The 13263-nt window shown below is 40.5% G+C and carries 15 protein-coding genes; 4 read left to right on the top strand and 11 right to left on the bottom strand.

All coding sequences use genetic code 11. The features are described from left to right. Positions 1 to 71 precede the first annotated feature (71 nt). Together AC6CHU_RS09590 and AC6CHU_RS09585 are read left to right on the top strand one after the other, a co-directional pair. Positions 72 to 770 (top strand): helix-turn-helix transcriptional regulator, encoded by a 699-nt coding sequence (locus AC6CHU_RS09590; RefSeq protein ID WP_159865119.1) that lies wholly within the window; start codon positions 72 to 74, stop codon positions 768 to 770. A 165-nt stretch (positions 771 to 935) separates the two neighbouring features. Next, entirely contained in the window at positions 936 to 1181 is a 246-nt protein-coding gene (locus AC6CHU_RS09585) for a DUF2626 domain-containing protein (RefSeq protein WP_009332938.1), read from the top strand. A gap of 34 nt (positions 1182 to 1215) precedes the next feature. Here AC6CHU_RS09585 and AC6CHU_RS09580 read toward each other — a convergent pair whose 3' ends face one another. Then, positions 1216 to 2286 carry a class I SAM-dependent methyltransferase gene (locus tag AC6CHU_RS09580; protein WP_159865116.1) on the bottom strand — a complete coding sequence of 357 codons (1071 nt, stop codon included), beginning with the start codon at positions 2284 to 2286 and terminating at the stop codon, positions 1216 to 1218. Between the two features lie 193 nt (positions 2287 to 2479). Further along, positions 2480 to 3115 carry an MBL fold metallo-hydrolase gene (locus AC6CHU_RS09575; protein ID WP_159865113.1) on the bottom strand — a complete coding sequence of 212 codons (636 nt, stop codon included), beginning with the start codon at positions 3113 to 3115 and terminating at the stop codon, positions 2480 to 2482. An 87-nt stretch (positions 3116 to 3202) separates the two neighbouring features. On the opposite strand from AC6CHU_RS09575, the gene AC6CHU_RS09570 reads away from it, so the two are divergent. After that, on the top strand, positions 3203 to 3697 hold the full coding sequence (locus AC6CHU_RS09570; protein ID WP_159865110.1) for a hypothetical protein: 495 nt from the start codon (positions 3203 to 3205) through the stop codon (positions 3695 to 3697). 110 nt (positions 3698 to 3807) lie between these two features. Then, on the top strand, positions 3808 to 3981 hold the full coding sequence (locus AC6CHU_RS09565) for a DUF2759 domain-containing protein (protein WP_009332942.1): 174 nt from the start codon (positions 3808 to 3810) through the stop codon (positions 3979 to 3981). Between the two features lie 39 nt (positions 3982 to 4020). Here AC6CHU_RS09565 and AC6CHU_RS09560 read toward each other — a convergent pair whose 3' ends face one another. The 9 genes from AC6CHU_RS09560 to AC6CHU_RS09520 all read right to left on the bottom strand — a co-directional run bounded on the left by AC6CHU_RS09560 (position 4021) and on the right by AC6CHU_RS09520 (position 13240). Next, complete coding sequence (locus AC6CHU_RS09560) at positions 4021 to 4335, bottom strand: MTH1187 family thiamine-binding protein (protein WP_498121363.1); 315 nt, start codon at positions 4333 to 4335, stop codon at positions 4021 to 4023. Positions 4336 to 4359: 24 nt separating this feature from the next. Next, positions 4360 to 5514 (bottom strand): YqgU-like beta propeller domain-containing protein, encoded by a 1155-nt coding sequence (locus tag AC6CHU_RS09555; protein ID WP_251283692.1) that lies wholly within the window; start codon positions 5512 to 5514, stop codon positions 4360 to 4362. A gap of 239 nt (positions 5515 to 5753) precedes the next feature. After that, complete coding sequence (locus AC6CHU_RS09550; protein ID WP_159865104.1) at positions 5754 to 6941, bottom strand: M14 family metallopeptidase; 1188 nt, start codon at positions 6939 to 6941, stop codon at positions 5754 to 5756. Between the two features lie 308 nt (positions 6942 to 7249). Then, positions 7250 to 8212 carry an ROK family glucokinase gene (locus AC6CHU_RS09545; RefSeq protein ID WP_159865101.1) on the bottom strand — a complete coding sequence of 321 codons (963 nt, stop codon included), beginning with the start codon at positions 8210 to 8212 and terminating at the stop codon, positions 7250 to 7252. A 17-nt stretch (positions 8213 to 8229) separates the two neighbouring features. Then, positions 8230 to 8430, bottom strand: coding sequence for a YqgQ family protein (locus tag AC6CHU_RS09540; protein ID WP_159865098.1), 201 nt, complete (start codon positions 8428 to 8430; stop codon positions 8230 to 8232). A gap of 151 nt (positions 8431 to 8581) precedes the next feature. Continuing rightward, a complete protein-coding gene (locus AC6CHU_RS09535) occupies positions 8582 to 10042 on the bottom strand; it encodes a spore germination protein (RefSeq protein WP_159865095.1) in 1461 nt (486 codons plus the stop codon). A 162-nt stretch (positions 10043 to 10204) separates the two neighbouring features. Continuing rightward, positions 10205 to 11725 carry a rhomboid family intramembrane serine protease gene (locus AC6CHU_RS09530; RefSeq protein WP_251283691.1) on the bottom strand — a complete coding sequence of 507 codons (1521 nt, stop codon included), beginning with the start codon at positions 11723 to 11725 and terminating at the stop codon, positions 10205 to 10207. 269 nt (positions 11726 to 11994) lie between these two features. Further along, the gene (yqgO, locus tag AC6CHU_RS09525; protein ID WP_159865089.1) at positions 11995 to 12198 is read right to left on the bottom strand and encodes a protein YqgO; all 204 of its coding nucleotides are present in this window, start codon (positions 12196 to 12198) and stop codon (positions 11995 to 11997) included. A 91-nt stretch (positions 12199 to 12289) separates the two neighbouring features. Beyond that, positions 12290 to 13240: an L-lactate dehydrogenase gene (locus tag AC6CHU_RS09520; protein ID WP_159865086.1), complete on the bottom strand. Its 951-nt coding sequence runs from the start codon at positions 13238 to 13240 to the stop codon at positions 12290 to 12292. Between the last annotated feature and the right edge of the window lie 23 nt (positions 13241 to 13263).

Genomic DNA, 13263 nt, shown 5'->3' with positions numbered 1-13263 from the left:
AAGGCGCCAGCAGAGTTTTTATTGACAGCTGATGACCTCGGGAATAAATAACCCTTTTGAGGTGACAATAAATGGAGCAAACATTAAAAATAACAAATGTGTTATCCGATCCAACCCGCTATTATATTTATCAATATATAACCAAGAGACATAAAGATGTTACCGTACAGGAGATTGCAGATAATTTCAGCATCCATCCCAATGTTGCAAGATTGCATTTATCCAAGCTGGAAGATGTAAACATGCTTGTTTCTGAAACAAAAAAAACCGGCAAAGGCGGAAGGCCCAGCCGATTATACCGGTTATCTGATGATGTAGTTCAGCTTCATTTCCCTTACAGGGATTATCAGCTGCTGGCCAAAATAGCCATGGAAAGTATGCTTGAGTTAGGTGAAGAAGGAAGAAAAGCCCTGTATTCGACGGGGAAAAAGTTTGGCAGCGAGCTGATCTTGCAAGAGCTTAAACGGTATGGAAACATAGATAAACTTACTTTTGACCAGAAACTGAACATCTTAAAGCATGCTGCCGATTTGTCAGGATTCCATCCAGAATTTGATGCCAATGATGAAAGGACCATCGTCTATTTTCAAATTTATAATTGCCCATTTAAAGAAGTTGCAGCCCGGCATGCAGAGCCAGTGTGCAATATGCACTATGAATTTTTAAAGGGAATGTTTGAAAGTCTGTTTGAATCCATTCAGCTGGTGGAAAAGCAAAATATGTTAACCGGCTGTGATTCATGCGCATACAAAGCAATAGTAGGAAATTAATGTCATAAAGGGAAAATCTGCGGATAAAGACCATTCTTAAAGCAGGCACAATGCATTTTGTCACGCCCTTTTCTTGACTATTTAGAAACCATTATTTACTTTTATTAAGCATTTACTTTATAATATTGTAGTGATGGACTTGTAAGGGTAAAAGGAGGGATACATATGGATCGTATGTACAGAGTATTAGGATTCTGGACGGGAATATTCGCTGTAATGTTTTATCTTGGCGATATGTATACAACGTCCTTGATTTTCTTCGGCCAAACAGGATTTTTCCTGCTTTTAAGCTACTTAAAGCTTTCCGAACGTATGTATATTTATGTTTTTGGAGCATACTTAACTGTTTTCTTCGTAGGCTTCACTTACTGGTCAACATTTATGATGACACCTGGCGCGGGCGGCCACTAATAGCCGATAAAAAAGCGATGAATCCATCGCTTTTTTATTTTTTCCCTATATTCTTTGCTTGAAGGACTAGATGAAAAGCTGTACTCATACCTGAGGACATTATCAGACTTCTGATTGCCCTGTTTCTTTTGCTGATGGGTGAAAACGGATTAGGATCATAATGATCTTCAAGCTCCTGTAAAATGCCTGCAGACAGCAGGAACTCATCCTGTCTCATTTTATAATGAAAATCCAGGCCTTCTTTCTCTCCCATCCGAATCAGGGAATCAAAATGAATATGGCTGGTTATATCCATCTCGCCAGGGTGCTCGAGTACATCATTAATTAAGGAATGCTTATAATAACCTCTGAGACTTCCATCCCTTCTCATTGGCTCTTGCCATTCTTCATTTGTATAGCCATAATCAGCAGTCAGCACCAATCCTTGAGACAGAGCAGCAGACAAACTCTTAATCATCTGCTCCATTTGCAGAGGGATTTCAATTCTTTGGCCATTGCTAAGTGACAAACCGCTTTCTTCAAGGAACAAGAAAATCTCTCTATTTGTTAATGGCACAGTATTTTCTGCAAGCTTTCCTTCTTTTACGGTTACCATAATTTCATACAATTGATCATTCCTATTTTCAACAACATGTACAGGCAATGCATCAAACAGCTCATTTGAAAATATCAGGCCGCAAAATGGAGTGATCTCATTCCAGCTATCAATTTGTCTGATCTGTTCGGAAAAGACAATCTGCTCCTGCTGCAGTTTCCTGTGATAGGGACTGGTTTCAAAAATATAGTAATGAATCTCTTCATCAGAAATAAGTTTCCACTCATCAAGGAAAGCTTTCGCAAAGCGCCCATTACCGCCACCGATTTCACAGACATGAAAAGGCAGCTTATATTTCCCTGCCATTCGCTGAAACCACTTCGATATAGTTCTTCCATATATATCAGACACATTGCTGGATGTAATAAAGTCTCCCCCAGGCCCAATTTTTTCCGTTTCTTTCATATAATAGCCGTATTCCGAATGATAAAGGGCCTGCTGGATATAATCAGCATAGCTGATCATTTTTTGAGGAGTATTTTCTATATAATCAATTATAAAATTCAGCATATTGACTCCCTTTTCGAATAAAGAATCTGGATTTTCGGAAACAGCTATTTTACACAGTTTCCACTATTGACATAGGTTTTTTCCTGATATATTGTTATTGTAGTAGCTTAACTATATCCCCTCCCATTTTATATGAATAAAACATCCCCCAGAAAAGCCCTTCTCTTTGGAGAAGGGCTTTTCTATTTCCCAATCAGAACCCATTGAGGAATGGATTTGAATCCATTTCCCTGCCAATTGCCGTAACCGGTCCGTGACCAGGAAGCACTTCTGTTTCTTCAGGCAAAGACAAAAGCTTATTATGGATACTATCAAGGAGCTCTTGATGGTTACCGCCCGGAAGATCTGTTCTTCCAATGCTGCCGCTGAACAGCGCATCACCGGCAACCACAAGGCCAGCATCTCTAAAATAAAGAGAAATGCTCCCTGGCGAATGACCTGGCGTCTCCAGAATTTCAAAGGTAAATTCACCTATGCTCAACTCTTGTTCTGCTGTTATAATATGATCAGCAGGCCTTGCTTTTATCAGCTTGCCTATTCTAAACAGGTGAGAACCATTTAAGGCTGGATCAGGAAGCCATGCTGCTTCTTTTTCATGTATGTATACAGGTATAGCAAATGCATCTCTTATTTCATCCACAGCGCCAATATGGTCAAAATGGGCATGTGTAAGAATAACAGCCAGAGGTTTCAGTCCTTTTTGTTTGATAATACTGCTCAGTTTTCCACTCTCTTCACCCGGATCAAAGATTAAACAATCTTTGTTTTCATTCGAAAGGACATAACAGTTTGTTTGCAATGGGCCTAGAGGGATCTGATTCCATTCCATTGCCTACACCTCCAATGTTGATTGATTTGTATATTATTTTACACTATATCAGAATGAAATGCCTTATATCTGGAAAAGGAGCATAACATGAAAATCCTTTATGGCGTTGAAGCCGGCTATATTATTCAAGATGTGCCTGAATTCATGAACTTAATAAAAAATAACACTGAACTATTCGATTTTCAGCAGAGCATTTTTCTGTTTGCAGAGAGGACTGATGCTGAATTTACCAAAAGCGTCCTCACCGATGCAGGTCTTTTTGAAGAATTATTTATACTCTGCTACATAAAATCCGGTGTAAAAGGAGAAACTTTTGAAGACTTTGCGATTGAAACAGAAAGCGGAGTCTGCCTGTTCGCCGAGCACCTTAGCGCCTTCACTATAACCGGTGGCAATAAAGAAGATATCCGGATGGCTGTCCTTCAATTTCATGAGCATTTAGTCTTTACCGCGAAAGGTGAAAAAATGCCAGCAGTTTATTTTTCAGAACTTCACCTAAAGGAGTTAATAACCGGCATTGCTCATGCATATGACATACAAGTGTCATTTTTAGACCTCGACAAACAGAAGAAAAAAATATAAAATAAAGGACGAATGTATATACTTGGGTTTTTACATAATGGGTATATAACCTGAAGAATGATTTTCATATGGCTTTTGCCTGCTGATCACAAATAAAGGGGGCTGTTTTAATGGGATTACCAATCATTTTTGCACTAGTTGCAGTTCTTGCAGCTTTTGGTGCATTTAGCGCACTGAAAAACAAGAACTTCCTTGGCCTGGTGTTTGCTGTAGGGACACTTGCCGTTTTCGGATGGTTCTCTGTAATGACCATAATTAACAGTGGATATCCTGCTGTTCACTAAGAAATAAAAGGGCTTCCCTCTGTAGGGAGCCCTTTTATTTTAGCCATTTAGCCGGGTTTCAACTCTTTGGACCTTTTCTTCCATTTTCCTCTTAACATCTCTTCTGGCATCAATACGGATATTTGTCGCCACTCTCATTAAGCCTTTTTCAAACGGGACTTCATGCATGGCCTGTATGACTTCAAACAGGTCAGGAAGCTCCCCTTCAATAATTGTATTCATGGGTGTCAGCTGAAATCGGATTCTGCCGCTTTCCTCATATTTTTTTAACACCCGCTGTATATCTGCCACATAGCTGCTGACACTTGGTGTTTCTGTTCCTATTGGAATGACTGTAACATCTGCAATTGCCATATTTCTGCTCCTTTACTTGCTTAATTACTCGCTTTGTTCAACTAATCGTATGACCTCTTTTCTATCGGTCATTATCAGTTCCTCAAGATAGAAACCTGTTAAACAGGCTTTTCCGTCTGGTGAACAGCTGAGCGGTGCATTTTCCATACCTTCGAGCAGCACTTCCTTATCGCCGGTTTGACTGTCAAACGATATCAGCTGAAATCCCCCTGCATACATATCACTTTCAGCGCTATACAATGGCTGAAAAGTAATGATCCCTCTGGGAGTCCAGTCATAATACGGCACCAGCCAATCCGAAAACCTTGTCAAATGGGGAATCGAGAAGGAAGACTGCTCATTAAATTGATTATCCATAAAAGTATACAGTGCCTGGTCTGATTGATTTGCCGGCACAGTAATAGTCAGTAGCCTGTCCCTTGCAGCATCGAATTGAAAAATGTCTTCCTCAACCAGTGTTTCATTATCTCCATCAATTGTCTGTTTAACAAGCGGTGCAAAAAGTGACGGGTTTTCATTATCCCAATCAAGAAAAAGCAGATGATTTGAATCCCCCCATTTGGCAAAAGGCTCTCTTAACTTTAATTCTCTGAATGTACCTTCTGCAATATCAATATGGTAGGTTGTAAAGTCCCAGTCTTCAGTAAATGAAGCAAAGAATATCGACTCTTCATGATAAGGGTTCCACTCAACAGCAAAATCAAAGCCTGTAATATTTTCCTCCCAGACAATTTTTCCATTTGATTTGATAACCGTTAAGGCTGCGTCATAAGTGCCGGGTGAAGACCGAATCAAAATGTATTTTCCCATTGGGCTTACGGTTACGGACGCAATCGGATGCGAACTTTCGTAGAGAAGTTCCTGGTCACCTGAAAACAGGTTATAAGCAATAACTTTGGAAATTGCTCCATCCTTTACAGTGTAAACTAGCTGATCATTGCTGAGCCAGCCATTTGCTCCCTGAAATTCCCCGTCTTTAATATGAATCGTTTCAATGGTCCTGATTTCAGTCTCATCAGGCGGTGCGGATGACTGTGGTGGTTCATTTTCCTGATCCTTATTCTGCCCCATCTCAGCTTTTTCTGGCTGTGCACAGCCGGTTATTAAAAATAAAGAAATAAGCATAATTAAGAACAAAAAAAGAAACTTCCATTGATATGTAGATTTGGTGTTTAACAAATCCGCACCTCCTTTTCTCCCTAATAATAAGTACGTAAACTGCAGGGAAATGTTTCAATAATAATAGAATTAATAAGCTTAATAGGAAAAAGCCGTCTTTCCGTCTTCAGTTTGGAAAAGCGGCCTGTTTCCATAGAACTATCCATAGAACTTTTGGCTTAGTGAAGTTAGTATGATAGTAATTTTAATGTCTGCTTGATTAAAATACAATACAGAATAAAATTTATAAGCTGATTTTTTCACATATAAAGCGATGCAAGAAAAATGCCCAGCACTTCTTCATAAATATCATCATACTGTGACAAGGGCAGCGGATTAATGCCTCTGCCCAATTCAATTGTGAATCCAGGCTTCCTGAATTCCTGAATAAACCAATCCTTATAACCCGCAAAGCTATCAATGTACCGGACTGCCTTATATCCGCTTACACGCTCGAACTCTTGCGCTATAACCTCTGATTCCGGCGGCTCCATTCCCTCATATCCCCAATAAAACTCTGCACCTTGTGTATGGAATGCCAGCATCCGATCGAATTGATTCTTATTTGCCAGTTCCGCCATTGCTATGGCTTCCGGTTCTGTTAACGGGGCTTCGCCAAGATAATCTCTTGGTGCCGGACCGCTTTGTTCACTTCTCTGTTTCTCGAATTCCCATTTGGCAGGAAACTGATTATTCAAATCAACCCCTCTAATATTGGCCTTCCAGCCTGTAAAATCTGTGCTTCCCCTATTTATTTTGATAACTTCCTCCCTGACTTCCGCTGGAGGCCCGTTCAATACCAGGTCAACACCATCAGGGTTAACCATCGGAACTATGGAAAGGTCGACGGAATTATACAGGGGCATTGTTGAAATTCCTCTTATTGGCCGGACATTTGTAAGAGATAAAAGAAAACTGTTCAGTAAAGCCATTAATATTGGGGTTGTAATCCATTCATTCGCATGAAAGGATGCATTGATGTGCACTTTCTTAGTTCCTTTACCTAACCGTATTTCCTGAATTGGCTTTCCAAGAACACTGCGTCCAATTGTATTTACTTTTATAAACGGATAAATATCTGCCAGCATGGAGATATCGGCTGTTAATGCTTTATAATCATACTCTCTCCTGCCTGATACAATTGGGGAAATAACGCGCCTCGGCAGTTTAATAGCCGTACCAGGAATCAGACTGTTCGGATTAAGGGATTGATTAACCAGGAGAAGAGCATCCACTGAGAGGTTACGGGAAGAACTCAGCTTCCAAAAAGTGTCACCTGATTTAACCGTATAATTTTGCAATGTAAAGCCGGGAATATTAATTTCGCTGCCTATTTTTAGTGATGCAGGATTAATCCCGGGATTAGCATCAGCAATGAGATTAACAGGCATCATAAAGAGCTGGCTATAATACCATAATGAATCTCCTGAGCGGACTTTGACTTTCATCTTTCTCCCCCTTTCCATCATTTCAATTTTATGAGAAAAAGAAAAAAAGATGACTGTTTAGCTGTGTAAAAGTGAGCAGCTGATTTTAATCCAGGGGTCTGCTTTACCTCAATACATCCACTTTTTGAGTAGGCTTTTTTAGTATTAATTGCTGTTTTATCCTTCTCTAAGCGCTGCCCGTTGATTTCCGCTCTCCAGGCCGCTCGCTCCAATCAATTCAGTGAATTAGAAACAAAGCAGCAAACCTTGTGAAAACACCCTTTATGAAAAAGAAAAAGCACCTGGGCATCAGGTGCATTCCTCTCAATTTACTTATTTTTTGCCAGCCAAGCTGCCCCAATTACTCCAGCATCATTGCCCAGTGTCGCAATATCAATGACTGTAGACTCCTTCACCCGTGGAAACGCAAATTTAACGAAATTTGCAATAACCGGTTTAAGCAGGATATCCCCTGCTCTGGAAACTCCACCGCCCAATACTATTTTCTCAGGATTTAACGTATTTGCGATATTGGCCAATGCCAATCCAAGGTGCATAGCTGTATTATTGACTGTCTGAAGTGATGTTTCATCCCCATTCCTTGCCGAGTCGAAAACATCTTTTGCAGTAATAAACCCATTTTCTTTATACAATTGAGATAGAGTGCCTTCTCCGCCAGATTCCAGGTTTTCAAGAGCCTGCCGGACAATTCCTGTAGCAGATGCAATGGTTTCGAGACAGCCCGTTTTACCGCAATTGCACTGAGCTCCGCCAACAGGAATGGATGTAATGTGGCCTATTTCACCAGCAGCCCCGCTTACTCCCTGTACAATATCACCGTTGGCAATTACACCCCCGCCGACACCTGTGCCAAGTGTTACACACACCAGATCTTTAGCGCCATTTCCGGCACCCTTCCACATTTCCCCAAGTGCAGCACAATTAGCATCGTTATCAATGATGACCGGGAGTGATGTCTCTACTTCAAGCAAGTCCTTCAGCGGGTAATTATCTCGCCAGCCTAAATTAACAGTGTTATATACAACACCCGTTGCCAGATTTACGGGACCTGGGGCCCCCATTCCAATGCCAATAATTTTATCCTTGCTTAAATCCAAATCTTCCAATTTTTGATCGATGGCTTTCGCTATATTTATTGTAATATTTTTCCCTTCTTCACTGTTATCCGTGGGTATTTCCCATTTATGAATGATTTCCCCATAGTAATTGATAAAAGCAAGCTTTGTTGTTGTTCCGCCTAAATCTACCCCAACCAGCCATTTTTCTGCCAATCTCCATCACCTTTTCTCTATTTATTCTCTTTAAGTTTCTGAATTTCAGTCCTCAGGATCAAGACGCCGCTCTGATAATCTTTGACATCAATAAGCTGGGAATCATATAGCTCTTTTAATTCAGCTGCCATAAGCTCCAAGTCAGCTTCACGATCCCCTATGTAGATGATAGTCCCATATTTCTTAAGAAACTGCTGTATATCATAAATGGTTTTCATTCTGTACCTCTGCCTTATCAATAAGTTTATACCACATTAAAGTATAATCTAAAATCCTCCCCTTCTCAAGATAGAGAAGCTCCAGGAAAGATGTAAGATTTCTTGAATTATGTAAAAACCCCTTCCACGCCAGGAAGGGGTTTTATTAGAATCAGCGGTCGGGGTCCTTGGGATGCAGGAAGCGCGGCCGCCTGTTCTTCAATGGTATTGGTGATCTTAGCAATACATCCCTGAATGCTCTCAGATTGAAAGGGATGAATGGCCACAAATAGGGCACACCAAAAGACTTCATTCTGGCAAGCATGATTATCATCAGCAGGATGCCAACAACATAGCCGTAGGTATGGAATATACTGGTTGATATCAGCAGACCAATTCTTAATAGCCTGTTTGCCAGGCTCATTTCGTAGCTTGGGGTTGAAAAGGTACCGATTGCCGCTATCGCTAAATAGAGAATGACTTCATTAATAAATAATCCCACTTCAACTGCTACCTGACCAATCATCAGGGCCGCCACCAGCCCCAATGCAGTGGCCAGGGCAGAAGGAGTATGGATCGCTGCCATTCTCAGCATATCGAGACCAAGCTCAATCATCAGGAACTGAACGACTAATGGAAGCTCCCCCGTTTCATTGGGCCCGATATAAGATAGCACATCAGGAAGCAGCTGCGGCTCTATTGCAAATAAGTACCATAATGGCAAAAGGAAAATGGAAGCCCATACAGCTAAAAATCGGACAAATCTCAAATAGGCGCCTACAAGCGGCTTATTCCTGTACTCCTCAGCATGCTGCAAGTGATGCCAGAAGGTAGTCGGTGTTATGATAACACTTGGCGAGCCATCAACAATAATGCAGACATGTCCTTCATAAAGGTGGGTCGCTGCCGTATCAGGCCTTTCGGTATACCTTACCATGGGATACGGATTCCAATGCCTGCCTGAAATGTATTCCTCTATTGATTTTTCGGCCATCGGCAAACCATCAGTATCAATTTTTGAGATAGCCTCCTTTATTTTCTTCACCATATCCGGGTCTGCAATGTCTTCAATATAACTGACAACCACATCTGTCTTGGAACGCCTGCCCACCTGCATATATTCCATGCGAAGTGTCCTGTCTCTAATCCTTCTTCTCGTTAAAGCTGTATTAAAAACAAGCGTTTCTACAAACCCATCCCTTGAGCCGCGGACAACACGTTCAATATCCGGCTCCTGTGGACCCCTTACAGGATATGTACGGGCATCAATAAGAATTACTTCATCAATACCATCGACTACTAGAGCAGTCGGCCCTGCCAGTACCATATCCACAACTTTATCAAGGTCATCGGTTGTTTCAACCTCAACGTATGGTATATACGTTTTTATCAGTCTGGAAAGTGTATCTCCTTCGAGCTGTTCTGCATCCAGGCCGGCAAGCATTTTCATCAGATAATGCAAAATGTCATCTTTTACAAAGCCGTCTACCAGATATAAAGCCATTTCTCTTTCTGCATATTCAACATCAAGCTGAATCACATCAAAGCTTTTATCTACACCCAGAGCATCTCTAAGATATTCAATATTATCTTTCAGAGAATCCTTTACAGGCTCTCTTCTCGCTTTCTCCAAAATCCCCACCTCAGCATTCTGTTCCATTCTTTTCCTTGCATACTATTCAACATCATTGACATGCAAAAAAAAAATCATACCAATGAATGGCATGATTCATGAAAATTCACAGGGAAATGCACCTGCTATTTCCCAGGAAGTAAGCTGAAAATTCTGGTAATATCACTCTATTTGGTTTAACAGCTTTTGATAATCCTCCTGATCCGGATGAAGATCAGCAGCCTTTTGGGCATGATTTCTTGCTTGATCCGGCTGCTTTTTGTCTAAATAAATTAGCGCCAGATTATAATGTGCTTCATGAAAAGAAGGGTCTTCCTTAATGACACGTAGAAGGTGCACTTCTGCCTCTTTTAATTTCCCCTCTTTTATTTCAGCATATGATAATAGAAAATAGGCTTCCGGTGAAGCATTCCCTTCTTCAATAAAATCAGCCAGCATTAAACGGGCCTTTTCAAACTCTTCATTCTTAATATGTTCTTGGGCCATTACCATAGCAGTCTGTTCATTTAATAATCTTCCCGGTTCATCGAATCCATATTTCAGCAAGCCGGCTGCCAGACAGAATGATCCAGCTAAAAACAGCAGCTGAAGCAAGGGTTTTTTCTTCCTGGGAAAATGCACAATGCCAGTAGCCAGAAAACCGCCAATTAGCCCTCCTATATGTCCAGCATTATCAATTCCCGGAATGGTAAAGCCAAATGCAAGGTTGATTCCTAATACAACAAGTATATTAAATCCCATGGTCCTGAAAAAAAGGCTTGGATAAATGAGACCAAAATATAAAAGTGCTCCAAAGCAGCCAAAAATTGCTCCGCTTGCCCCTGCGGAAAGTGTAGGACTAAAAACAAAACTGGCTAATGTTCCGCCAAAACCAGCAGCCAAATAGATAAATAGGAATCTTATGTTTCCAAACACCCGTTCCACTGCTGATCCAAGATAGAATAAAGCAAGTGTATTCATTAATAAATGCAGCAGTCCAATATGAAGGACAATCGGAGTTAAAAACCTCCACCATTCCCCATCAAGAATTAATGGATTAAATTTAGCCCCATACTTAATTAAAGTTGCTGTATCCTTACTGCTGCCCATTGCTTCCATGAGTAAGAATAAAGCAACTTGAATACCTATAAATATATAAGTAAAAAAGGGCTTCCCAATGTTAAACATTTCCTTTTCTTTTTTTGCTGTTTTCACCGCTTTAGAAAGAGCAGCATGCTTTAGGGCATCAACATCCATTTCCGTATAATTTCCATCAGGAAAAGTTAGCGGTTTTTCGAAAATCTCTTCAACCTCGTTCAGGCTTCCAGTTTTTCCGGATTCAATGATCATAGTTTGAACAGAGGCTTTCCCACTTTCAGGCATGAAGGGGTCTGTGATGCGGAATTCATAGTCATCAACAGGGAGATATGCTGAAACATATATATTTAAAACCGGCATTTCCCTTTTTCCAAGCTGCTTCCTGACCGATTCCGCTTTTTGAGCAGTCACTTCAATATCCCGCTGCATCCAATTGCTCCAGTCAAGATTATATTTTAAAAGCCTGATCGCCTTTACAGTTTTATCCTCCATTTTTTCAAGCCATAATTCATCCTGATCTCCAGATAGCTGAATCATTCTGTACCCGTGGTCAGATATGAAATAATCAGCAAGTTTCCAAAATACATAATCCTCTTGAACGGCCAATTCTTCCCCCACTCTCTATATGTTGCAATAGTTACTTTACTTTATTTAACTATAGGCAAAAAAGGAACCTTTTGTAAAAGAAAAAGCACCTAAAGATTTAGGCAAAATAAAAGGCTCTTTTCGTATAAATTATTGTTTTCGCTTATCAATGTTGTCCGTTGATTGCAGCGAAGGGATGCTCGCTGCAATCAACTCAATAAATATAATTTAAATAGCAACAAACTTTGCGAAAACAGCAAAATAAAAAGACCTTTTACGGTCTTTTTACTTTATGATTGCCGCCCTTCAGATGGCCCGGAAGAAAAAACAGAGCTCATCATCCTGTCGCGGACTAGCGGAAAACTCATGACTGAAGTAACCAGAAGCTTCCGCAAAAAGACATTTCCAAAAATTACATTTATCAATCGATAACGATTATGATAGGCAAAATAAGTACCGAGCCCAATCATAAAAATAGAAAGTAATCGAGACATTGAATTCCCTCCTCTTCCTTATTGTGAGAAGAGAGAATAATTTTTATCCATTCTCTAAAACAAAATAAATTTCACTATTAACTCAAGCTGATTAATTCTTCAATATTGGTGCCATCGTTTTCTTGAGAACATTAACGGAATGGGTAAACTGATTTTTCTCTTCGATGCTTAAGTGAAGTTCAACGATATCACGAATGCCGTTTCTGTTGACAATTGCAGGCACTCCAATATAAACATTCTCATGGCCATATTCTCCATCTAAGTAAGCTGACACTGTGAGGACAGAATTCTCGTTCTGGAGGATCGCTTTCGTCAGTCTCACCAGACCCATGGCTATTCCATAATAAGTCGCGCCTTTCCGCTCGATTATATGATAAGCTGCATCTCTGACATTAAGGAATAACTCATTAAGATCTTCCTGTCTAAAGTTCTCTTCTTTCTTCATCCAGTCTTCAATGGATTTCCCAGCAATATCTGCATGGCTCCATACAGGCAATTCAGTATCTCCGTGTTCACCAATAATATAAGCATGGACATTTCTCGCATCGACTTTAAAGTATTCTCCGAGCAGAAATCTGAATCTGGCTGTATCCAATATCGTTCCAGATCCGATTACTCTTTCTTTAGGAAGCCCGGAATACTTCCAGACAGCATAGGTGAGAATATCCACTGGATTTGTCGCAACCAAAAATATGCCATCAAAACCGCTGTTCATGACATGATTAACTATTTCTTTAAAGATTTTAGAGTTCTTTTCCACAAGGTCCAGGCGGGTCTCTCCTGGTTTTTGATTCGCTCCAGCAGTTATGACAACCAAATCAGCATCTGTGCAATCGGAATAATTTCCATACCAGATTGAAGTTGGGGAAGGGGCAAAGGGCATGCCGTGATTCAAGTCCATGGCATCTCCTTCAGATTTATCTTTATTTAAATCAATCAGAACCAGTTCCTCAGTAACACCTTGATTCAAGAGTGCAAACGAATAGCTTGATCCAACAAAGCCAGTTCCGATCAGCACCACTCTGTTTACCCGATTATTCATAATAACTCCCCTTTACTTTATTG

Source organism: Cytobacillus sp. GQ23, assembly GCF_059758675.1.
The sequence above is the reverse complement of the archived record's forward strand: the minus strand, read 5'-3'. Positions and strand labels throughout refer to the sequence as shown.

Bases quoted from the DNA above. Each gene is read 5' to 3' on its own strand.
- AC6CHU_RS09590 (WP_159865119.1), top strand. From the start codon at position 72: ATGGAGCAAACATTAAAAATAACAAATGTGTTATCCGATCCAACCCGC.
- AC6CHU_RS09585 (WP_009332938.1), top strand. From the start codon at position 936: ATGGATCGTATGTACAGAGTATTAGGATTCTGGACGGGAATATTCGCT.
- AC6CHU_RS09580 (WP_159865116.1), bottom strand. From the start codon at position 2,286: ATGCTGAATTTTATAATTGATTATATAGAAAATACTCCTCAAAAAATG.
- AC6CHU_RS09575 (WP_159865113.1), bottom strand. From the start codon at position 3,115: ATGGAATGGAATCAGATCCCTCTAGGCCCATTGCAAACAAACTGTTAT.
- AC6CHU_RS09570 (WP_159865110.1), top strand. From the start codon at position 3,203: ATGAAAATCCTTTATGGCGTTGAAGCCGGCTATATTATTCAAGATGTG.
- AC6CHU_RS09565 (WP_009332942.1), top strand. From the start codon at position 3,808: ATGGGATTACCAATCATTTTTGCACTAGTTGCAGTTCTTGCAGCTTTT.
- AC6CHU_RS09560 (WP_498121363.1), bottom strand. From the start codon at position 4,335: ATGGCAATTGCAGATGTTACAGTCATTCCAATAGGAACAGAAACACCA.
- AC6CHU_RS09550 (WP_159865104.1), bottom strand. From the start codon at position 6,941: ATGAAAGTCAAAGTCCGCTCAGGAGATTCATTATGGTATTATAGCCAG.
- AC6CHU_RS09540 (WP_159865098.1), bottom strand. From the start codon at position 8,430: ATGAAAACCATTTATGATATACAGCAGTTTCTTAAGAAATATGGGACT.
- yqgO (WP_159865089.1), bottom strand. From the start codon at position 12,198: ATGTCTCGATTACTTTCTATTTTTATGATTGGGCTCGGTACTTATTTT.
- AC6CHU_RS09520 (WP_159865086.1), bottom strand. From the start codon at position 13,240: ATGAATAATCGGGTAAACAGAGTGGTGCTGATCGGAACTGGCTTTGTT.